This is a genomic window from Helicobacter sp. MIT 00-7814 (assembly GCF_003364115.1).
Classification (GTDB): Bacteria; Campylobacterota; Campylobacteria; order Campylobacterales; family Helicobacteraceae; genus Helicobacter_F.
Map to the genome: position 1 here is coordinate 1 of NZ_NXLL01000001.1, position 20517 is coordinate 20517.

24 protein-coding genes and 1 pseudogene are annotated in these 20517 nt (G+C 39.1%); 22 read left to right on the forward strand and 3 right to left on the reverse strand.

The genetic code is table 11. The features are described 5' to 3' along the window. From CQA49_RS09940 to CQA49_RS00065, 14 genes and pseudogenes are all read left to right on the forward strand, one after another. Positions 1-714, forward strand: a pseudogene (locus tag CQA49_RS09940) (hypothetical protein); the annotation flags it as partial. Between the two features lie 102 nt (positions 715-816). Next, positions 817-1317: a Panacea domain-containing protein gene (locus CQA49_RS00010; protein ID WP_115573916.1), complete on the forward strand. Its 501-nt coding sequence runs from the start codon at positions 817-819 to the stop codon at positions 1315-1317. Next, a complete protein-coding gene (locus CQA49_RS00015; RefSeq protein ID WP_115573917.1) occupies positions 1307-1579 on the forward strand; it encodes a hypothetical protein in 273 nt (90 codons plus the stop codon). Before CQA49_RS00010 ends, CQA49_RS00015 begins: the two co-directional genes overlap by 11 nt. 105 nt (positions 1580-1684) lie before the next feature. Continuing rightward, positions 1685-2779, forward strand: a complete 1095-nt coding sequence (locus CQA49_RS00020) for a DUF3519 domain-containing protein (RefSeq protein ID WP_115573918.1) — start codon at positions 1685-1687, stop codon at positions 2777-2779. A 45-nt stretch (positions 2780-2824) separates the two neighbouring features. Continuing rightward, positions 2825-4816 carry an LPD23 domain-containing protein gene (locus tag CQA49_RS00025; RefSeq protein WP_115573919.1) on the forward strand — a complete coding sequence of 664 codons (1992 nt, stop codon included), beginning with the start codon at positions 2825-2827 and terminating at the stop codon, positions 4814-4816. Between the two features lie 289 nt (positions 4817-5105). Further along, complete coding sequence (locus CQA49_RS00030; protein WP_115573920.1) at positions 5106-5420, forward strand: hypothetical protein; 315 nt, start codon at positions 5106-5108, stop codon at positions 5418-5420. After that, positions 5417-6268 carry a site-specific DNA-methyltransferase gene (locus CQA49_RS00035; protein ID WP_115573921.1) on the forward strand — a complete coding sequence of 284 codons (852 nt, stop codon included), beginning with the start codon at positions 5417-5419 and terminating at the stop codon, positions 6266-6268. The genes CQA49_RS00030 and CQA49_RS00035 overlap by 4 nt, the downstream gene beginning before the upstream one ends. A gap of 65 nt (positions 6269-6333) precedes the next feature. Next, positions 6334-6750: a hypothetical protein gene (locus tag CQA49_RS00040; protein WP_115573922.1), complete on the forward strand. Its 417-nt coding sequence runs from the start codon at positions 6334-6336 to the stop codon at positions 6748-6750. Between the two features lie 8 nt (positions 6751-6758). Next, a complete protein-coding gene (locus tag CQA49_RS00045) occupies positions 6759-7211 on the forward strand; it encodes a hypothetical protein (RefSeq protein ID WP_115573923.1) in 453 nt (150 codons plus the stop codon). A gap of 9 nt (positions 7212-7220) precedes the next feature. After that, positions 7221-7415 carry a hypothetical protein gene (locus CQA49_RS00050; protein WP_115573924.1) on the forward strand — a complete coding sequence of 65 codons (195 nt, stop codon included), beginning with the start codon at positions 7221-7223 and terminating at the stop codon, positions 7413-7415. A 12-nt stretch (positions 7416-7427) separates the two neighbouring features. Then, positions 7428-7862 (forward strand): hypothetical protein, encoded by a 435-nt coding sequence (locus CQA49_RS00055; protein WP_115573925.1) that lies wholly within the window; start codon positions 7428-7430, stop codon positions 7860-7862. Between the two features lie 8 nt (positions 7863-7870). Beyond that, positions 7871-8020, forward strand: a complete 150-nt coding sequence (locus CQA49_RS09945) for a hypothetical protein (RefSeq protein WP_181882560.1) — start codon at positions 7871-7873, stop codon at positions 8018-8020. 173 nt (positions 8021-8193) lie between these two features. Further along, positions 8194-8436 (forward strand): hypothetical protein, encoded by a 243-nt coding sequence (locus CQA49_RS00060; protein ID WP_115573926.1) that lies wholly within the window; start codon positions 8194-8196, stop codon positions 8434-8436. 28 nt (positions 8437-8464) lie between these two features. Next, positions 8465-10102 (forward strand): hypothetical protein, encoded by a 1638-nt coding sequence (locus tag CQA49_RS00065; RefSeq protein WP_115573927.1) that lies wholly within the window; start codon positions 8465-8467, stop codon positions 10100-10102. A 1-nt stretch (position 10103) separates the two neighbouring features. Here CQA49_RS00065 and CQA49_RS00070 read toward each other — a convergent pair whose 3' ends face one another. Together CQA49_RS00070 and CQA49_RS00075 are read right to left on the reverse strand one after the other, a co-directional pair. Next, a complete protein-coding gene (locus CQA49_RS00070) occupies positions 10104-10379 on the reverse strand; it encodes a hypothetical protein (RefSeq protein WP_115573928.1) in 276 nt (91 codons plus the stop codon). Beyond that, a complete protein-coding gene (locus CQA49_RS00075) occupies positions 10376-10810 on the reverse strand; it encodes a hypothetical protein (protein WP_115573929.1) in 435 nt (144 codons plus the stop codon). The genes CQA49_RS00070 and CQA49_RS00075 overlap by 4 nt, the downstream gene beginning before the upstream one ends. A 136-nt stretch (positions 10811-10946) precedes the next feature. Between CQA49_RS00075 and CQA49_RS00080 the strand changes: the two genes are divergently transcribed. The 5 genes from CQA49_RS00080 to CQA49_RS00100 all read left to right on the forward strand — a co-directional run bounded on the left by CQA49_RS00080 (position 10947) and on the right by CQA49_RS00100 (position 16145). Next, complete coding sequence (locus tag CQA49_RS00080) at positions 10947-12599, forward strand: hypothetical protein (RefSeq protein ID WP_115573930.1); 1653 nt, start codon at positions 10947-10949, stop codon at positions 12597-12599. 12 nt (positions 12600-12611) lie between these two features. Further along, positions 12612-13184: a hypothetical protein gene (locus tag CQA49_RS00085; RefSeq protein WP_115573931.1), complete on the forward strand. Its 573-nt coding sequence runs from the start codon at positions 12612-12614 to the stop codon at positions 13182-13184. Next, positions 13177-13602, forward strand: coding sequence for a hypothetical protein (locus CQA49_RS00090; RefSeq protein ID WP_115573932.1), 426 nt, complete (start codon positions 13177-13179; stop codon positions 13600-13602). The genes CQA49_RS00085 and CQA49_RS00090 overlap by 8 nt, the downstream gene beginning before the upstream one ends. Before the next feature lie 10 nt (positions 13603-13612). Next, positions 13613-14155, forward strand: coding sequence for a hypothetical protein (locus CQA49_RS00095; protein ID WP_115573933.1), 543 nt, complete (start codon positions 13613-13615; stop codon positions 14153-14155). Between the two features lie 256 nt (positions 14156-14411). Next, a complete protein-coding gene (locus tag CQA49_RS00100; RefSeq protein WP_115573934.1) occupies positions 14412-16145 on the forward strand; it encodes a portal protein in 1734 nt (577 codons plus the stop codon). Positions 16146-16298: 153 nt separating this feature from the next. On the opposite strand, the gene CQA49_RS00105 is transcribed toward CQA49_RS00100, so the two are convergent. Then, the gene (locus CQA49_RS00105; RefSeq protein ID WP_115573935.1) at positions 16299-16904 is read right to left on the reverse strand and encodes a hypothetical protein; all 606 of its coding nucleotides are present in this window, start codon (positions 16902-16904) and stop codon (positions 16299-16301) included. A 942-nt stretch (positions 16905-17846) separates the two neighbouring features. Between CQA49_RS00105 and CQA49_RS00115 the strand changes: the two genes are divergently transcribed. The 3 genes from CQA49_RS00115 to CQA49_RS00125 are packed head-to-tail and all read left to right on the forward strand — an operon-like array spanning position 17847 to position 20491. Then, a complete protein-coding gene (locus tag CQA49_RS00115; protein WP_115573937.1) occupies positions 17847-18842 on the forward strand; it encodes an iron ABC transporter permease in 996 nt (331 codons plus the stop codon). Positions 18843-18851: 9 nt separating this feature from the next. Then, on the forward strand, positions 18852-19610 hold the full coding sequence (locus CQA49_RS00120; protein ID WP_115573938.1) for an ABC transporter ATP-binding protein: 759 nt from the start codon (positions 18852-18854) through the stop codon (positions 19608-19610). Beyond that, entirely contained in the window at positions 19589-20491 is a 903-nt protein-coding gene (locus tag CQA49_RS00125; protein WP_147288636.1) for an energy transducer TonB, read from the forward strand. The genes CQA49_RS00120 and CQA49_RS00125 overlap by 22 nt, the downstream gene beginning before the upstream one ends. Positions 20492-20517 lie beyond the last annotated feature (26 nt).

Genomic DNA, 20517 nt, shown 5'->3' on the forward strand with positions numbered 1-20517 from the left:
CTTTTTAGCGCACATGCAAGAAAAATCCTAGAAACAAAAGCGCTAAGCCAAACAGAACGCCAAGAGTTAGTAAATCTTAGCAATGAATATCTCAAAGAATTCCCGCTAGCAATTGAGGGCAAAAGCGACAAAATGAGCGGGATTGTAGAATCCTTTAACAATGCGCTAGAAAAGTATAAAAGCTACGCTGATAAAGCAAAGGAAAATCCCCTTGTTAAAGATATGAAAATACAAAAAATAGATTTTGAGCAGGCTTTAAAACAAATAAATACTATCACACCAGCTTCAATGCCACAAAAGCTAGATGAAAAAGAGCTTTTAGAGGGATTCCAAAGTTTTGTAAATATAGAGGATTTTTTAAAGCATTTGCATAAAAAAGAGGATTCTAGGATTAAATATTTAAAGCTGGCGCAACCAACTTATGACTTACCCGACTTGACACTAACAAAAGGGGATAAAATAAGCTATTTAAAAGCTTTTAAAAACTATAACAAAACACTTTTTTACATGCTCATTACACGAGAAAAAGACAAACTGCTAATAAGTGGCTATCCAATTAATAAAATAGGGGAAGTAAGGCGGATTCTAAGAAATGCTGATGGAATATACAATGGGCGTGCTACTGATACTCTCGCAACAGCCTCCGAGAAAGGTGTATCATCTCTTGGTAGCAATTCTACCATAAAAGAACAAAATAAACAGGGTTTTGATTAATTTTTTAGCATTTTATGTTATTATAAGATAAGATGAACGGGTTCTAAACCAGCATTAAAAGAAATCTTTTCGCAAAATCAGAAAAGGGACAAAGGGCACAAAATGAACAAGACAAAAGAGGCGATTATTTACATCATTGATTATTTTCAAAAAAATTTCGCCCCAAAAGATTTAGGCAAGGTAAAACTAAATAAAATTTTATGGTTTGCAAATCGTGCCTATATGTATAAGCATTATGAAACAATTACGCCGAATGATTTTATTAAAAATCCACGAGGACCTGTTGTAAAAGGGCTTGATAAGATTTTAAAAGAGCTTGAGGCAAATGGGGAAATTCATAGTTTTAACATACAAAAGGGTGATTTTATCCAGCAAAGTTTTACGACTGCAAGAGAGGCAAATTTAAATATTTTTACTGCTGCTGAGATAAGCGTTATTGACGAGACGATTAATCAATACGCTAAAAGCACAGCAAAAGATTTAAGCGATGAAAGCCATGATGAAAGTTGGGAAGCCACAAAAGATGGTGATGTTTTGCTTGTAGAAAGTGTTTTTCTGCAAGATATACAAAAAGCTACACTGGACAATATAGATGCAAATTAAAACACCTGACGATCTAGTTAAAATTCATAATCTAAATGGTGAATTAAAGACTAAGGTTAATCAATATTTTAATGCTTATAAAAATGATTTTTTAATGCCATGCAATGCCTACTTGCACGCTATCAAGCAACAACTTCAAAATATTTTGAATAATGAGCTAGAACACCCAAAAGGCACTTTTTATGTAAAAACAGATACGCTAAAAATAACATATAAAAAAGAGCCTTTTGAAATAATTGATATTAATTTTAAAAAGAGATAAAAACTTAGAGCAAACTACAAAGCCTACTATGACGCCCACCCCGAGCTTATCAACAAATACCTAGAAAATAAAATTATCAATTGGGACGCATATAGGCTAGAGGATTTGGCGGACGAAGGCTTTCTTTTTAGCGCACATGCAAGAAAAATCCTAGAAACAAAAGCGCTAAGCCAAACAGAACGCCAAGAGTTAGTAAATCTTAGCAATGAATATCTCAAAGAATTCCCGCTAGCAATTGAGGGCAAAAGCGACAAAATGAGCGGGATTGTAGAATCCTTTAACAATGCGCTAGAAAAATACAAAGGCTATCCCGATAAAGCGCCTAGCCTAAAATCCACCATACAAAAGCCACTAAGCAAAGATGAGATTTTAGAGACTATCTCAAAATGGGATTTAAATGCACCAAACAAGCAAAAGCTACTTATTGCAAAAGTAGAGGGCGCGGAGCTAGAGCAACTTAAAAAGGAGTTTGATTTTAAAGGAAATTATGAAATTGCCCGAGAGATTGATAGCGACAAGATAGCCCACACGCTAAAACAGCATGGCAACCAAGCACGCGAAGCAGAGCGAGGACAAGTAGCAGTGGGGCTTGATGATATTGCCAATTATGAAAATATTGTCAAAAACTATGATTTGCGAGTGGTGCAAGATAATAACAGAATCCTTTATGCAAAGCAAGTAAATGGCTTTTATGCAGTGATAGAGGAAGTGCTAACAGGTAGAAATAAACTTGAATATTTCGATATGTGGAAAGGTGCAGGGAAGCTAAATAAAGAGGTTTTGCTATCCCACAGCCAACGCCCTAACACGAGTGCGAACCATATTCCGCCTGCTGATATGCCTAGCAAAACTGCCAAAGATTTTACTACAAAAGACCCTCAAAGTCAAATAAACCTCTACCAACAAAAGCTAGGGCTTGATGAAAGTAGCGCAAAGAATCTCTATGAGTGGCACAAAGACAGCGATAAAATCACTAAAAACGCCGATGGCACACCAAAGGTGTTTTATCATCAAACAGGTGCTGACTTTGAAACTTTTGATATTAAACATAAAGGTGCTGGAACTGCTGATTTTCTTACACCTTTTGGCGTGTTTTTAAAGCCGACAAACAAAGATATAGGCTTGCAAGGTAAAAAACAAATGGAACTTTATGTAAATATAGAGAATCCTATACACTTTGCTAATAGAGCGCAATTGTAAAATTATCTTAATCGTAACGAACATATAAGCGCACTTAAAAATAAGTTGGACACTATAGATAAAACCTACAAAGCTAAAATTGACAAAATAGATGATGATTTAGCAGAGGAGCGCATAGTCAAAGAATGGAATCAAGCTTATAAAACACAAGCTTTAGAGCTAAAAGAGGCAATAAGTGAGCATTTTAAAAATAAAGGTATAGATGGCGTTATACTAGATGCAGATAGCGGCTCTTTTGGGCGCGAAACACAAGCTATAATTGCCCTAAACCCAAACCAAATAAAAAGCATAAATAACAAAGGCACATTTGATTCTAGCAATCCAAATATTATGTATTCTAGCCCAACAGGAGGCAGCGGACTGCTTGGCGGAATGGTAGCAGGAATCGAGCAAGATGAAAATGGCAACTACACATTTAACCCACAAAACTTCATTCTAGGATTTTTAGGCGGTGCAGCAGCGAGTAAGGCAGTAACCAAAGGCTTAGAAATTAAAGCCAAAAAGCTAGCAAAAAGCTATCCGCAAATGATAAAAGACAATCCCGCACTTTTTAATCAAATCTTTGAGCGCACACTAAAAAGCGAAGTGCTAAAAGGCGTGCATAACTCTATCACGCAGTTTTTAAACAAAAACAAGATTTTTGATTTAAACAAGCAGATTCTAGCAGGGGAAAAGGCACTTTTGAGCCAAACCTACGCGCCACAAAAGGCAAAGCTAGAGCATGCAAAAGCCCTGCAAATAGAGGGTAAAAGTGCAGCAGAGATTTGGGAAAATACAGGCTGGTATCAAGACATAGATAAAAATTGGAAGTTTGAGATAAACCCGCAAGGCGGAGAGCTGGAATTTAAGCCTTTTATGGATATGTTTCACGGAGAGTATTTGAGAAAAGAGAGCGTAAGGCTTGGCGAGATTTTAAAAGATGAAAAGCTTTTTAGTGCATATCCACAGCTAAAAGATATGCGCGTATCTCTAAAGACTATGGATTCAGATGGGAGATATACACCACAAAAGGGGATCTTTCTAAATTACCGCCAAATAAAAGAAGCAAAAGCCCTCATAGACAATGAAAAAAACGCAAAAGAAATCACACAGGATATAAGAAGCACACTTTACCACGAGATACAGCACGCAGTGCAAGATATAGAAGGCTTTGATTATGCTAATGCAAGATTTTTAAAATCAAAAACAGGCAACCAAGAGGATTACCTAAAAGCACAAGGTGAAGTAGAGGCTAGAAATGTGCAAACAAGGCTACAAAATAAAGCAGAAATAAGGAATCCACTAACAATAATCGAGGATGGCGCGCTGATTGATGATGAAGTGTATAAAACATATCAGCAAATAGCAAAAGTCCAAGATAACTTGCGCGAGCTACAATCACAAGGCAGACACTCACAAGAGCTAGAAAACTACGAAAAAGAACTGCAAGCCAAAGTAGATAAACTACAGCAAAAGCGACTAGAAAGCCTGCTAGCACAAAAAAGAGTGATAGACAATCCCAGCTCACTGCACCCGCACGAGACGATAGACATTCCGCTAGACCAAATTCACAAAGGCGCAAAGATTGGGGATATAACAGCAAAAAGCCAGAGGCAGGGGGAATTTGGTATAATGGCAAAAAATACACAAGGAAGCCGCATAGTGGAATTGAGAAAAAACTTAAAAGAAAAATTGTCTAAAATTTTCAACAAAGACATAATCAATGATGAAACAGGTATAAGTGCTAGAATATCAGTAACTGGTTTTAACAAAATCGCAAGCTCTAAGGCAGTAAGCAAAAGTGTAAAAAATGGCTGGAGTCGTGATGAGCATTTTTTGGTAGCGCAAAACTTAGAGCAACTCTATAAAATAGCGCATTTAAGAAAAAGCGCACCAGATAAAAAAGGAAGCGCAGATATCAAAGCCATACATAGATTTGAAGCGCCGATAAGATTAAATGATAAAGTCGGAAACGCACTTTTAACAATAAAAGAAAGTGTAGAGCATGGAAATAGAATCTATTCGCTGGAGCTAGAGGAAATATCCCCACCTCTTTAAGTCTGACGCATACCTATCAAACAAAGTGGGGTAATTACCATCACACTAGGTAGCCGATATGCAACGCTACGCATATTTGGTAATCACCTAGCATAATACGCCTATTTTCTTAAAAAGTCAAGTTTGGCTAATTAGTATCTACCTTTTAACCCTTTTTTTATCCCGCACTAGATTCTATACTGCGCCTATCTAAGAACTTTGCCTCGTGAGTGAGGCTTGCTTGCTTTAAAAGGCAAGAGGGTATCTTAGATACTAAACTTCAAACAAAACACACCAAAAAGGCTTATAAATGGAATACGCATTTGCTTTCAGCGTTTTTTTCTTACTCATTGCTTGCGTTGTGATAACTTGTTGCATTAGTTTTCGCTATGGAATGCTTGCTTTTGTTGATTTTTTACAATTTATAGGCAAAAAATTGGGGCTAGATTGGTATAGAAACTTTTTTCTTTTGGGGCTTGCAAGCTTTGTGCTTTGCGGAATGATTTTTCTTTTTGCAGGTGTTAATTTTATAAGCGAAGTATTGTTTTATGCTGGATTTGTATTTTTTGGATTGATGGCAATCGTAGGTGCTTTAGAATTTCTAAAGGCAGACAAACATAAATGACACCAAAAATTGCCAAACAAATCACGCAAGAAGTCCTAAAAGAAATACAAAGCGAGCAAAAAATAATTTTTGTGCCAAGAGAAGTTTCTTTAGAAAGTGAGCCTATGAGCCAGCCTACCCAAAGTCAATCTATCCAAAATCTTTTAGGCTTGCACCACTATGAAGCGCTAGAATTTGCCAAAACAATCCCAAATGATAGCATCGATTTAATCATAACCGATCCACCCTATGACTTCTCGGATTCAAACACACGAGGTGGCAAACTTGTTACTAAAAAACCCTATTGGAAAAATATCACTAGCAAAGCTAAAAATCTCACTTTTGGCTTTGATTTTGCGCTTTTAGATGAGTTTGAGAGAATCCAAAAATCACGCAATTTGTATATTTTTTGCAATGCACGCCTTTTGCAAAGGCTTTTAAGCTATTATCAGAATCTTGGCGTTTATCATATCGATGTGCTAATTTATCACAAGACAAACCCACTTCCTGCGTTTAAATACCACTATTTGCAGGATTTGGAATATATCCTTTTTGTTTGTGATGATAAATCGAGTATGAACAACACTTTTGAGACAAGCTCAAAGCTTTATAGCGACAAGATTCTAAGCAAGGCTGAACGCTACACCACGCACCCAACCGAAAAGCCTCTAAAGCTTATTGAAAATCTGATTTTAAATAGCTCTAAACAAGGGCAAATAATCTATGATCCTTTTAGTGGTGGTGGCACGACAGCGCACGCGTGCAAGAGTTTAAATCGTAGGTTTATCGGCACTGAAATTGATTGGGATTTTATCAAGCAAAGTGAGCAAAGACTAGCAAATAAAGTCAGCGCGAGTTTGTTTGTGTGAGCTTTTTTAAGCCTTTAATTTTTGCTTGCAAGATTCTACACTTAAACCCAAAAAAGAGGTGAAAAATGTTTAATGGAAACCTAAGTCAAAATTATTTTAGCGCATCAAAGCTTGATTTGCCAAGTCTTCAAGGATTTGGGAAAGCTAACTCAGGTTTAAAAATTGATACAAGCTCGATTTTAAAAAACAATACCGATGATGTCGCAAATGCTGCGGGAAAAGCAGCGGGAAGTGGCTTTTCAAACTACGCAAGCGGAATCGCTGCAGGTGTTGGAGCAGCATTAGATATTTATCAAGGTTTTATGAGCTATCAAAACTACAGGCTGAATAAAGACGCCCAAGAAAAAGCTTCCGCGCAGCTTGATATTGAAAATGACCGCTACAATAAGCAAATGAAAAGAAATATAAATTACGCCAACGAAGTAAATGACTCCGCAGACGACTACAAAGCACCAAGCCCACTCCCTACAGAAAGACACTAAGGCGATAAATGAAAGAAAAATTTAAAGAATATTTTGAACTTGCAAAAGAATGCCTAGAGCAAGTTAATTTTAGCGGGCAAGAACTCGCCCAAGTCTCAAGCGAGCTAGCCTTAAAGCTTTTAGAAGCAGAATTTGCGCAAAAGCGTTTAAATGCTGAACTTGAATTGCAAAAAAGACAGCAAAAGCAAGCTGAAGCTGAAGCCTTAAAATCAATCGTCCAAGCAGAATCAATGATACGCTCGGTGCGTGATAATGCGCTTATTTCAAAAGCAAATGCGTATGTTGGATTTCTCAATGTAATGCTCAATGCCACAAACATTGATGGAGATAAAAATGTCGGGGGCTCAAATCACTCAAGCAATGTGATTAAAACCATTAGCGCGGTTGATGACAGCCCTCTAAGCAACTACAGCCAAAGCCTAGAAGAGCTTAAAAAAGACATCTTAGAACTTGCAAAATAGGAGGAAATCTTGGAAACCAAACAACAAGAACGAAGCATAAAATCTCACCAACCAAAAAAGCTTGTGTCTGCACGCGAAGCTGGAGACAAAGCGGAATTCACTTCCGCGAAGTCGGAAGCGGAGCGGAGCTTTGGCGTTAGCCAAAGTGATAGTCCCAAAGGAATGGGCGAAGCGGAATTCACTTCCGCGAGACGATATAATTGAAAGGAACCCACAATGCCAAGACCACCAATAAACGCAGGAAGTGGCGCACTAGGCGCAATACTTGCAGCAAATGAAGCTCTGAATAAAAGTGCTAAAGATATAGGCATGCACACTGCCAACGCATTGCTAGGCTACAATAACTATCTTGCATTTAAAGAGCAAGAAGCACAAAAACAACGCACAAACAATCGCGAGGATATGCAAGATGATATGAATAAACGCACGCTTGAGCTTAATGAAAAAAATTCCCAAGCTCAAAGGGCGCAAACTTACGCACAAGCTAATAGGATAAACCAAGATACCAAAAACGAGCAAGAGGATAGAAAGTGGCTCAAAAACGCAAGAATGCAAGAGGAAAATGAGCGTAAAGCCAGACAAAAGGCGCAAAACCAAAGCTCTGCGGTAAGCGGCAAAGCCCTTGCAAGCTCACCACTGCCACTAGGTTAAGGCTTGCAATGACGAAAATCGCGCCACCGAAAAGTGTTGTGTATGAACGCGAAGCGGAGTATAAATCTCATCAACCAAAAAAGGTTGTGTATGCTCGCGAAGCTGGAGACAAAGCGGAATTCACTTCCGCGAAGGCAAAAGCGGAGGCGGAGCTTTGAGTAATTTAGAAAATTCTAACATTGCGCGTAAGATTTTTGCAAAGGTGAGAAAAGTCCGCACCCAGCAAAAAGGTAGCGAGTGTGCGCGAAAGCGAAGTGAAACGAAGTGAAGCGGAGGCGAAGTGCGATTTACTCGCACGAGACGATACAATTTAAAGGAATAGGAGGAAAAAATGATACTAATTAACTGCGTAAGATTCCGCTACATTGGCAAAACACCTATGGTGGTGCGTGATGAGCTAGGCTATAGCTACCCACTCAATCCAAATGATGATTTTATCTGCCCAAAAGGAAGCCTTTCGCGTGGCTTTGCTTACAAAAAGACACTTTTTGAACCACTGCCACTCACAGATGATAAGAAAAAGAATGCAAAAAAGCCTCAATCCCAAAGCCAAGAGGGCGCGTTGATAAGCTAAAAAGTTGAATTTACCTTGAAGGGAGCACATGGCTTGGTATGATGGAATCACTGGCAAAAAACAGCATAATAGATTCCGCGAGCAAAAAAAGCAAAAATTCCGCGAAATAAGCGCAAAATACGAGCTGGGTTTAAGTGATGATGACTTCAAAGATGACGCGCAAGCCCTAGCTGATGCTAAATACTCCCATAGGCTTTATATCGGAGGTTGGAAGGTATTAGGTAACTATATGATAGTGCTTATTACAAGTGTCGTTGCAATCATTATGGGCGTAGCAACTCTAGGCTCTAGCGCACCGCTAAGTGCTGCAATGATAGTTTCGGCTGTTGGTGGGATTGTCGGGGGCGTGGTTGGGATTGTCACAGCAAGCCTAGAAAACTTTCACTTTAAGCCGCAAAACTCTATCACAAACTTTAAAACCCTCACCCTTTCACTAGAAAGAAGCGCGCTTGAGATGAAAAACAAAGAACAAGAAATGCGCCTTACGCATTCAATCATCTTTGGCAAATATGAAATCTATGCGAGCAACTCTACTTATTTGCTAGGGCGTGCGGGGAGTGAGGACTTTAGCCCAACTTGCGCCTTTGATAGCACGCGCGGACTTCGTGGGGAAAAAATAGGCGATGAAATTACCCAAGTCATTAATAAAAAATCCCACACCACCCTTGCAGGCAATAAAAACTATCTGCAGAATCTCACACAATCTGAAATCCCTATAAAAACGCAAGGACTTGAAACCGAGCTTATCGCTCAAACGCGTCAATACCAGCTAAAATCTCGCCTAAAGCAAATCAATCAAGGCGCGCAAGAGCTAGTGAGCGAGGGCTTTGGCACAGCAGATTCTAATAGAGCAAATAATGTTATAAAGCGCGTAAGTGATAAGGCTACAAATTTGTATAAAACCCAAATCCGCACGCTTGATACTTTGGAAAAATTAAAGAATTACTCACTCGGACTTCGCGCGGACTTTGATTTTGTAAGCTTTAGTGAGCAAACTTCTGAAAACACCGCAAAATCTAAGCTTAACTACTTCCTTGAAATGGTGGGACATTGGGATAAACAAGAGCAAATACAAAAGCGCGATACAATGCCACTTGATGAATTAGCAAAGGTGGTGCTACAGTGCCAAATCGCACAAATGGAAGTTTTTAGCGGAAGTGAGTGTAATAAAATCGAACACCTTGAAACTTGGGAGCGTTGGGAAAATCGCGGGCAAAGAGATGAAAAATTGCTACATACTTGGGTAACAGGGTATCGTAGCACTCAATTTCAAATTTCCTACAATACCTACAATCCTAATGATTCAAATGACGCTCCAATTTATACCCAAACACTGCCCTTTGATTTTGAAAATGCAAACACGCCCAAAGAGTTTGCAGAGCTTTACAAGCTTATGCAGCAATATCTTGCTTTTGCAAAAACCTACAGGGAGGATAAATCGCTTATATTTCACCACGAGTGGCGTCCAAGACACAAAGGACGCTATATTAAATATTTTTCAAGTCGAACGCTTTATGAAGTAAATATCCGCTTTTTTAAAGCCAAACGCAATTTAGAAAACGAACTTATTGACTTTTTGCTAAAAGATTTTAACCACGAGCGATTGAAAGACTATGACTATTCTCAATGGGAGAGTTTAGAATCTATGCCTGAAATGAGCGAGTGATTTATATTTTTTCACTTAGACAGGCTTTGGTCGCTTCTTTTCCTGTTAGATTCTTGTATTCCTCAAGCTTAGTGAGATATTTATGCAAAGATTGTAAATCTAGGCACAAATACACACTTAAGAAGTTTTCTATACTTACTTTCTTATTTAAATATTCCAAGCCCTTAAGTATATCGTCCCATTGCCACAAGATAAGAGTGCAAAGGATTTGTTGGGCTGTATGATTGTTTTTTAATCCAAGTGTAATTTCCTCTTTTAATTTAAGCAAATATATCAAGCTAAACCCTTGCCAAAGCCCAAAAAATCTTGTGGCATTTTGTAGCCACCCGTAAGAGCAAAAAATTCATCATCAAGCAAAGCTTCTAAAATATGAGAACTTGCAAGCAGACTATAATATACATTTTTATCACATTCTAGGTTATTTTTTTGTATGCGCTTTTTGGCTACAGCTTTAGCCTGTTTTAGAGTGTTTAAAAAATCTTGGAATTCTTTTTTTTCATAATCTTGCAATTGCGTTGTAATATGCGTAATTTGATAAGTTGCAAGCTTTAAAAAATAACATACATTATAGCTAAGTTGTTCATAATCTAACTTCTTGCTTGAAGCAGTAATATTTGTTTTTTCCCAATTCTGCATGAGCTCAATTGCAGCTGGTGTCTGTGATAAAAAAAACGAAGTTGCAACAGAAACAGCAAGCTTAGCAAACATAACAACTCCTAAAAATAAATTTTTGAAGGTGGGATTGTAGCATATTTTAAGCAACAAAGCTCTTTGATTTTCTAGCCCTTTTATTTGGTGCAAGATTCTAGCAAAATGTGCCAAAAATCAAAAAAAAGGGGAGACAATGCCAAATACAAATCAATCCACCCAAGAAAATACACAAACACAAGAAAACACCCAAACACAAGAAAATACACAAAACCAAGAAAACACCCAAAAAGATACAACTACGCAAGAACAAAACCAAAACGATACAGCACAAGAGAATACAAATAAAAATACGCAGGATTCTCAAACACAAGAAAATACACAAAGCCAAGAAAACACCCAAAAAGATACAAGCACGCAAGAAAACCAAGAGGAGGCGCAAAAAGAACAAGCGCAAAACCAAACACAAGAAAACACACAAAACCAATCCCAAATAATGGACTTGCAAGCCCAAATCAAAGAACTTCTGGCACAAAATGACGCGTGGAAAGAGCAAATCGCACTGACTTTAAGCATTAATGGTGATTTAAGCGTGGCGCTGACTTTACTAGAGGACACTTACCAAAGCGCGCTTGCTGGAATGGTAGAAGATAGAGAAGAGATTAAAGCCTTGCAAAGCACGCTAAAAAGCACTTATGAGGAGTTTTTAACTAAAAAGCAACGCTTTGAAGAAGATCTCACCACCCAAAGCCAAAGCTTAGATGAGCTTGAAGCGCGCGTGCAAAGCCTTGCAAATGACGCGCAAAGTGCATTGACAGGCAGCGAAGCCGCACGCGATGCCATTGAGATTAAATCGGTGGAATTGCTTAGCTTACGCGATGAAATCACTGAGATTTTAGCAAAGCTCAACGCACTAGAAAATCAAAAAAACGAGCTAATAGCCCTAAGGAATCAATGTGTAGCAAGCATAGCTAAATTTGAAGAGCTAAAGGCGCAAATCACAACTGAACAAGAAGCTTTTAAAACTGAATTTAACCAAATCAAGCAGGATTCTAAAGATGAGCTAAGCGCGCACAAGGCTACTATAAAAACCGAGCTTACAACGCATAAGGACAATTTGGAATCTGAACTCACAAGACATAAAGAAATCATTGATGCTGAGCTAAGCACGCTACAGACAAACACAGAAAGCAAGCTAGAAGAGCTAGAGCAAAGCTTTGTAACCAAACAAGCGCTTATCAATGAGACAAAAACGCTTATTGTCGAGCAAAATGCAGAATTTAGCGCGAAAAAAACAAGTGCCTTAGAGGAATTAACAAACAAGAAAAATGAACTTAGCACAAGCTTGCAAAATGAAACACAAACACATCTTTCCACGCTCACTACACACAAAGACACCTTACAAAATCAACTAAGCGCGCAAAACTCAAACTATCTCAATGAAATGCGCTCAACAAAAGATGAATTTTTAACACAAATTAATGCGCCTGTTTCTACACAAGTAGCTGCACTTACGCAGCTTACAAATGAGATTAAAAATTCCCAGCAAAGTTTAGGAAATAACTTTAGAAATCAAACCTTCCAAAGATCTGGGACTTTTACCCCACCAAATGGCGTGAATAGCTTTTTTGTCTTTTTGCGTGGAGGCACTGGAGGCACAAACTCAAGCACAGCTGGAGGGGTTACGAGCTTAGGAATAGTGCTAAGTGCTAGTGGTGGTGCTGGCAATCCTAATGGGAATGGACAAAGAGGCGAGGCAAAAGGCGCATTTGTAACCTTTAGCGGGAATCAAAGCGTTACTGTCTCAAATGGCGGGATTTGTATTATTAGCTGGGGACAAAAAGCATAAAAAGGAGAAAAAATGACTGCAAAACCAAATACTAAGTATGCATTACTTGATGCAAATGATACTATTGCTCGTATTTTTGATAGTGCTGAGCTTTCAGAATGGAATGAAGAGCAAGTAAGCGTGGTGGAAATCACACAAGAGCTAGAATCTGTGCGCGAGGGCTTAAAGTATGATAGGCTCACAAACTCTATTATTTTGCCTTCTTTGAGTGAGGAAAAGGAGTTAAAAATCGCCTTTATCAATGCAAATTTAGAGGTTGAGCTTTCTTCCTTGAAGCAAGGTTGCTCGGAAAGTGAAGTTTTAAGCTGGGATTTGCAAAAGCAAGAAGCTAACGCGTTTTTAAGCTCAAAAGATCCTTTAAGCGCACCTTTTTTAAATAAAATTGCCACTGTGCGCGAACTTTCTTTAGAGGACTTAGCAAATAAAGTTATCCAAAAAAACACACAATACAACGAAGAACTAAGCACTTTGCTTGCAAATGCGCAAATTTTACGCAAGGAAATAGACAGCGCGACAACGCTCAAAGAGCTTGAAGCTATCACCTATACTTCACCTTTTGCAAAAAAAGGACAAGAAAATGTATGAAATATGTCAATTTGAAGGGGTGAAGTTTGCAAAGATTACAGACTTTAGCCAAACAAGCGCGCAAAGTTATAAATTAGTAGCGCAAAACTTCGCGCGGGATTTAGGCTTAGAAGCAGTAGAAAATCCTTTGATTTTTGTAAATGATACTTCTGAAATGCTAGGCAATGATGTTGATTATATTTTCGTGTTTCAAAGAGTGCCTTTTGTGAATTTAGGTTGCTGTATCTTTAGGCTTGAGGATATAAAAAATAAGGGCGAAGAGTCTGCGCTTAGATTATTAGAAAGCCTTTATAGTCAAATTTTTTCTATGCAGCCACGCGAAATGCAAAAATACGCAAAGGCATGTGTGCGAAAAAAGAATGAAGCCTATGAAAAAGTAGCACAAGATATGCTTTCAAACCCAGAAAATTACAAGTAAAGGGGAAAATATGCCAACAATCACGCAAACAGGAAAAACTCTCCTTGCTCAAAACGCAAAACAAATGAGCATTTGGAATCATTCCCAAAGGTTTGGCAATGCAAATGCTTCAGTAGAAATTCATAATCCTAATGCTTATGCCATAGAAGTATGCGTGAGTTTGCAAGCAGGAAGTGGGGATTATAATAATGCAACTTACCACGATGGCGATGGATGGCAAAGATTTCACAATGGCAGGAAAGGCAATAGCTTAAGTGCGCGTATCCAAACACCACGAGGCGATGTAATGCTAACCGCAGAGGGTGGCGCACCAAATATCCCACGCTCAAACTATAAAGGCTCAAATGTCTATGGAGAGCGCACTTGGAATGGGGATTCTAAAGGTTGGGGAGATTGGCATTATTATGCGCAGTGGAAAGTGTGTCAAAGTGGGGATAGCGCAATAGGAATTTATACGCTTAAGCCAAATGGGCGTATTAACATTACTTGCACAAATTTTGGCGCGCAAAATTCTAGTTTTCATGGAAGCATTACCATAAGTGCAATAATTTAAAAAAAGGTTTTGTCTGCACGCGCAGGCGATAGAATTTGAAAGAAAAGGTAATGTATGAACGCGAAGCGGAGCAATGGCTTACTTGTTTGGCAAAGTGATACAATCAAAAGCAGAAGGAGAAAACCTTGCCAACCAAACAACAAGAACGAAGTATAAAATCTCATCAACCAAAAAAAGTCGTGTATGAACGCGAAGCGGAGCTTACAAGGGCTTTGCTCTTGTAAGTGATACAATTTAAAGGAATAGGAGGATTCACATGCTACGCATTGATGAGATACAAGAGATTTTTAATGCTGACTGCAGATTTAACGCCCTAAGCTTGAGGGAATATAAAGAAGCTAAAAAATACTATCATGGCGATCAACTTCCCCCTGAAGTCTTATCAGTGTTAGGTGAGCGCGGACAACCGCCAATCTATGAAAATCTCTATAAAATGATAATCAACAAGATTTTAGGCTATAAAATCCAAAATATCCAAGAAATCAAAGTGAGCGGGCGACAAGAGGAAGATAAACACTTAAGCAATCTTTTACAAGATTTGGTGCGCGTGTTTTCTCAAAGCAAAAATTATGACAAAGAAATTACAAAGCGTGATTTAGAGCTTATTTTTGGGCTTAGTGTTGTGGAACTTTGGGTGAGTGAAAACGAAAAAAATACACAAGTAACGATTAAAACACTGCCAACTGAAAGTTTTATCATTGATAAATATTCTACAGATTTAAATGCAAATGACGCAAGGAGGTTTCATAAAGTCCTAAACTTAGACGCGGCGTATGCAAAAGAGCTTTTTAAGAATAAGGTTATTATCACTAAAAATACCACGACAGATTCGCGCGTGAGTGTGATTGAGAGCTGGTTTTTAGAAAAAGAGGGCTGGAATCGCTATATTTGGCAAAATGAAGGCAATATTTGCTCTTATGAAGTCACACCTTTCAAAAATAAATCCCACCCCTTTATCATTGCAAAATTTGCGATTGATCATGATGGCAAATGGTATGGGCTTTTTAGGGACATTAAACCTTTGCAAGATTATATCAACTTCGCAGAAAACAAAGTAAGCAATATGCTTGGGAGCTTTAAGGCGTTTTTTGAAGAAAGTGCAGTGCTAGACGCGCAGGAATTTAGCCAAAATGCAAGTATTGATAATGCTATTGTAAAGGTGAGCGATGGTGCATTGAAAGAAAATAAAATTCACTTTGTGCAACACCACGCTGATATTGCTGCGCTTAGTCAAAAAATCAATGAAACGCGCAATGTGCTTAAAATAATAAGCGGGCTTAATGATGAAAGCTTAGGAATGGCAATCAATCGTCAAAGTGGCGTAGCAATCTCTCAAAGGCGTGAAATCGGGCTTATGGGCTTAAATATGTATGTAAAAATCGGCGATGATATGGATAGGCTTATTTTTGAAAAGGCACTTGATTTGATACAGCATTATTTTACTAAAGAGCAAACTTTCCGCATTGTGGATAAGAAAGTAGGCGAGCGGTATTTTTCAATCAATGGTAATGAGCGCGATAAAATCCAAATTGGGAAGTTTGATTTGATTTTAAATGTTACGCCAAAAATGAGCGGGCGTGAGGAACGATTTGCACATTGGAGCGAGCTATTAAAGACGATTGCGAGTGTGCGCCCTGATATTGTGCCTGATTTATTGCCTTTAATGTTAAAAGACACTGATAGTCCGATTGTCGCAGAGATTGAGGAAGTGCTGGCGCTAAAAGAACAAAGCGCACAAGAGCAAGCACAAGCACAAGCACCACTACAAGAACAAATGCAAGGGCTTGAAATGCAAGAAAAACAAGCAAATATCGCACAAAAACAAGCACAAGCGCAAAAATATGCCGCACAAAGCTTAGTAGCAAGCACACAAGCCCAAAGTCTCAACGCGCAGAATCTTGGCGCGCGCGATGTTAATCCCGCACAAAGTGGCATGCCAAATGTCGCTAAACAAACAAGGGACTTTAAAAACGATAGTGTGAAAAAGTGAGAAATAAATCTTGTCAATTTAAAAAGGTCGTGTATGAACGCGAAGCGGAGCTTTGGCTTACTTGTTCGCCAAAGTGATACAATTAAAAGGAATAGGAAGCGGAGGCGAAGTGCGATTCACTCGCACGAGACGATACAATCAAGGGAATAGCGTTTATTCCTTTTCATTCCCAAGCATTGCGAGCAGTTCTTGCGTGCTTAATTTTGTGAGATCTACATTTTGAGAATCTGCAGGGCGTAAGAGTGGCTCTTTGCCATAAATTGAGCTTTGCATATCGCTAAAGAGCTTTGCCACCTTTTCAGCACAGGCGATAAAAAGAGGGTCGGGCTTGTCATCTTTGCGTAAGCGTGTCATTTTTAAAAGCTCATCTTTGGCTAGGATTGCAGAAAGCGCGATATTTTTTTGAATAAAATTAAGCTCCATAGCTTTGAGCAAAATCTCATCGGTGCTTGTTTCGAGCATATTGTTTGCAACAATAGCATCAATATCATAAAAGTAGCTTGGGAGATTTTGTTTGATTTCTTGCTTGATATTTTTATGCGTAGCATCAATGATGGTAGCAAACTCACGCGAAACGAGGTTGTTTTGTATGGTTTTTGGATTGACAGAATTGAGCGCTGCGCCTTTTTGCCAATTTTCTGCCTTTATCCAATGTGCAAGCGTGCGATAGGGAATGTCAAAGATTTTTGCGACTTCCTTTGGGCTTGCGTTGTGTGTTTCAAAATAAAGGCGGATTTCGTTTTTGTTTTTTATTGCCATTGCTTGCCTTTGCGTTGGGATTGTGCTTGTATTTACAAAAGTGCAAAAATTTACTTAAAAATGCAAAGAGTAAAAAGGGTTAGGAATTAGATTCCTTGTGCTATTTTTTTAAAGATTCTACTTTGGAATGTAGCTTATATTCTACCAAAACTTACGCGTTAAACACTGCTTTTGGTGGTTTAAGGCTATGTTTGCTTGGTTTGGCTTACAAACACACAACATTTTGAGCTTAGCTTTAATCCACCGCATATTTTGCCACTCGAGATTCTAGCACTTGCCACATTCGCAAACGCATCTTCATTGGTTTATCTTCGCATTCACAGCGCCCACAATTCAACGCCCACATTTTGGGTATTCCCCACACTTCCCACCCTCTCGCATTTACGCATTCATGCATTCACATTCCCGCCCCACACTTTGAGCGCGCCAAAACCTTACCACACAATCGCCCCCACACTTTGAGCGCGCGCAATTTTTGGGAATTACTTTCTTTTAAATTAGATTTATTTTGTGTTTTTTATCAAAGATTTGCAGAGAAATTTTCTTTAATAGTTTTTTGGAATGCGTGCAAAAATAAAGTGCAAAACAAGCATAAAAATACGCTAAAAAAGCACGCAAAATAGGGAATATTCAAAACTTGACAAAAAAGATAAAAAATGCAAAAATGTAGCCATAACTTTGTAAAAATGTTCTTTTGTGTGGAAAATTTGAAAAAAGTGTGGAAAAAGTGTGGAAAATAGAGCGCGAAACCGCCCTTTTTGTAGTGGTGTAGAAATCTTAGATTCTCATATTTTAAAAATTAATCCGCCCCTTATTTTCCCACACTGATAAAATTTAGGAAAATCACTAACGCTATAAAAATAAATATAGTATTATTTCGTTTTGTGTATAGTAGCGCAGGTTGCAAGTGGGCTAAAAATTGGTTAAAAATTGGGGGAAAAGTTGAAGATTCTAAGTATTTTTGGCGTGTTTGTGGTGCTGGTGATTATGGCGGTGAGCGCGCTTAGCTTTGGTGGGCTGGATATTGAGTTTAAACGCGCGGTGTGGCTACTTTTTGAAAATTGCCAAAACACGCAGTTTGTGACTGAATGCTACATTATACAAGAGAGCAGATTCCCGCGCATTGTGGCGGCAATCGTCATTGGTGGCGCGCTCGCACTAAGTGGCGCGCTCTATCAAGGCATAATCGGAAATCCGCTCGTCTCGCCCGGAATCCTAGGCGTGCTAAATGGCGCGAGCTTTGGCGCGGCGTTAGCGATGATTTTAGGATTTGGGATTTTAGGGATTGAGATTATGTGCTTTATTTTTGGAATCCTTGCCATGGGCGTGGCGCTGTTGCTTTGCTTTTTGTTTGATGGGTATAAAAGCGTGCTTATGCTGATTTTAGGTGGTATGATTAGCTCATCGTTTTTTGGCGCGGGCGTGAGCGTGCTAAAGATTCTCGCTGATCCTTACAATACCTTGCCAAATATCGTCTTTTGGCTCATGGGCTCGCTTGCGTATGTGCAGGGAATGCCACTTTTGGTGGTGAGCGTGGTTTTTGTGGTGAGTTTTATTGGCTCGATTTTGCTTTCGCGCCAAATTGATATTATCAACCTTGATGATGAAAGCGCGAACACGCTAGGCATTGATGTGCGGAAAATGCGCCTTATTTTTGTGCTCATTGCCACGCTTTTGGCAAGCTCAAGTGTCGCGCTTGGCGGGCTTATTGGCTGGGTTGGGCTGGTAATCCCGCATATTGCGCGCTTTTGTATCGGGGCAAATCACCGCTACATGCTGCCTTTTTGTGTGATTTTTGGCGCGCTGTTTTTACTTTTATGCGACACGCTTTCGCGCAGTTTTGCAAGCACGGAAATTCCTATCGGGATTCTCACAAGCATCTTTGGAATCCCCATTTTTGCCCTTGTGCTTTTCATCAACAAAAAACGCGTGAAATAAGGAAGTAGCATGCCTCTTGTGTCTGTGGAAAATTTGAGTGTGAGTATCGGAAAAAAGCGCATTGTAAGGGATATGAGTTTTGCGCTGGAAAAGGGTGAAATTCTGTGTATTTTAGGCAAAAATGGCAGTGGGAAAAGCACGTTACTAAAAGCGATTTTAGGAATCTTAGAATACAGCGGGAGTTTGAGGCTTCAAGGCAAGGAATGCAAGGAGTATTCAAACCATGCGCGCTCGCTCGTGCTTTCCTATGTCCCGCAAATTGAGCAATCGCGCTTTAATTTTAGTTTGCTTGAAGTCGTGCTAATGGGGCGTTTTGCGCGTAGCTCGTTTTTTAACTATTCAAAAGCTGACAAAAACAAGGCGCTTGAAATCTTAGAACGCCTAAATCTTGCCACTTTCGCACATGAAAATTTTGCAACCCTTAGTGGCGGGCAAAAACAGCTAGGGCTTATTGCGCGCGCACTCGCGCAGGATTCTGAAATCCTTGTGCTTGATGAACCTGTGAGCGCGCTTGATATTTCGTATTCTTTCAAGCTTTTAGAAATTATCAAATCGCTTCAAAAAACCATCATTCTCACTTCGCATCACCCCGAGCAGTGCTTTATCGCGGATAAAATTTTGATGATAAAAAATGGTGCAAAAATCTGCTTTGATTCTATGCAAAATGCGCTCACTGAAGAAAAAATCAATCAACTTTATGATATTTCCACAACCTGCGTGATTTTGCCAAATAGCGGAAGATATTTTTGCCAAACATTCACATGCTAGCACACAAAGATTCTACAACTTCCAAACCGCATTGCAGAATCCAAAAATCTCATCAATTAGAAAAGGTAGAATATGAATGCGAAGCGGAGGCGAAGTGCGATTTATCCCAGCGAGACGATACAATTAATGGAATAAAATCTACAAATCCCACGCGTTTGCACGCCCACACAAAGCACACAGAGGAAAAAAGGCGCTTGCTCTTTTCTTTTATTTGCGCGCTTATTGTGTATGGCGCGCTTTTTGCGTGGATTTTTTACAAAAAAGATTTGCTAAATATTCAAATTAGCACGCCTTCAAAAGATACGCTCACCATCGCGCTTTCTGCCCTGCAAAGTGAGAATCCACAAGCAGAACTTCCAAAAAAGCCAAAGCCCAAAAAGATACAAAAACCTAAGCCAAAACAGCCTCAAACAAAGCTAGAACCCAAAAAAGATCTTCAAAAAATACAAGAAAATGTCGCGCCAACGCAAAGCGTTGAAAAAATACAAGAAAAGCAAGAGATACAAGAAGCGCAAGAGAAAGAGACACAAGAAAAGGACACGCGAGAAGAAACGAGCGATTCAAGCACTGCAAGCACCGCGCGCGTGCAAAATAACACTGCCATTGATGATGCTTTTAGCCTTGAGGTGAAGCGCATTATTTTAAGCTACCACAAATACCCCTCAAATCTGCGTAGCATGGGGATTAAAGGCGATGTGTCGTTAGAATTTAGCATTTCAGTTAGTGGCGGATTAGAATCTTATAAAATCCTCCAAACAAGTGGCGTGCAAGCCTTAGATTCTCTCGCGCTCAAAACGCTCACAAAGGCTTCTAAAAAATTCCCAAAACCACAAACCCCCCGCACACTCACTATCACGCTTAGCTATAATACAAGGCGTTAATTTTGCCAAAACATAGAATCTACAAT

Excerpts from the sequence above, each read along its gene's own strand:
- CQA49_RS00090 (WP_115573932.1), top strand. The coding sequence starts at position 13,177 with ATGTATGAAATATGTCAATTTGAAGGGGTGAAGTTTGCAAAGATTACA.
- CQA49_RS00010 (WP_115573916.1), top strand. The coding sequence starts at position 817 with ATGAACAAGACAAAAGAGGCGATTATTTACATCATTGATTATTTTCAA.
- CQA49_RS00015 (WP_115573917.1), top strand. The coding sequence starts at position 1,307 with ATGCAAATTAAAACACCTGACGATCTAGTTAAAATTCATAATCTAAAT.
- CQA49_RS00100 (WP_115573934.1), top strand. The coding sequence starts at position 14,412 with ATGCTACGCATTGATGAGATACAAGAGATTTTTAATGCTGACTGCAGA.
- CQA49_RS00055 (WP_115573925.1), top strand. The coding sequence starts at position 7,428 with ATGCCAAGACCACCAATAAACGCAGGAAGTGGCGCACTAGGCGCAATA.
- CQA49_RS00105 (WP_115573935.1), bottom strand. The coding sequence starts at position 16,904 with ATGGCAATAAAAAACAAAAACGAAATCCGCCTTTATTTTGAAACACAC.
- CQA49_RS00085 (WP_115573931.1), top strand. The coding sequence starts at position 12,612 with ATGACTGCAAAACCAAATACTAAGTATGCATTACTTGATGCAAATGAT.
- CQA49_RS09945 (WP_181882560.1), top strand. The coding sequence starts at position 7,871 with ATGACGAAAATCGCGCCACCGAAAAGTGTTGTGTATGAACGCGAAGCG.
- CQA49_RS00120 (WP_115573938.1), top strand. The coding sequence starts at position 18,852 with ATGCCTCTTGTGTCTGTGGAAAATTTGAGTGTGAGTATCGGAAAAAAG.
- CQA49_RS00075 (WP_115573929.1), bottom strand. The coding sequence starts at position 10,810 with ATGTTTGCTAAGCTTGCTGTTTCTGTTGCAACTTCGTTTTTTTTATCA.
- CQA49_RS00065 (WP_115573927.1), top strand. The coding sequence starts at position 8,465 with ATGGCTTGGTATGATGGAATCACTGGCAAAAAACAGCATAATAGATTC.
- CQA49_RS00080 (WP_115573930.1), top strand. The coding sequence starts at position 10,947 with ATGCCAAATACAAATCAATCCACCCAAGAAAATACACAAACACAAGAA.
- CQA49_RS00060 (WP_115573926.1), top strand. The coding sequence starts at position 8,194 with ATGATACTAATTAACTGCGTAAGATTCCGCTACATTGGCAAAACACCT.
- CQA49_RS00045 (WP_115573923.1), top strand. The coding sequence starts at position 6,759 with ATGAAAGAAAAATTTAAAGAATATTTTGAACTTGCAAAAGAATGCCTA.
- CQA49_RS00035 (WP_115573921.1), top strand. The coding sequence starts at position 5,417 with ATGACACCAAAAATTGCCAAACAAATCACGCAAGAAGTCCTAAAAGAA.
- CQA49_RS00095 (WP_115573933.1), top strand. The coding sequence starts at position 13,613 with ATGCCAACAATCACGCAAACAGGAAAAACTCTCCTTGCTCAAAACGCA.
- CQA49_RS00040 (WP_115573922.1), top strand. The coding sequence starts at position 6,334 with ATGTTTAATGGAAACCTAAGTCAAAATTATTTTAGCGCATCAAAGCTT.
- CQA49_RS00030 (WP_115573920.1), top strand. The coding sequence starts at position 5,106 with ATGGAATACGCATTTGCTTTCAGCGTTTTTTTCTTACTCATTGCTTGC.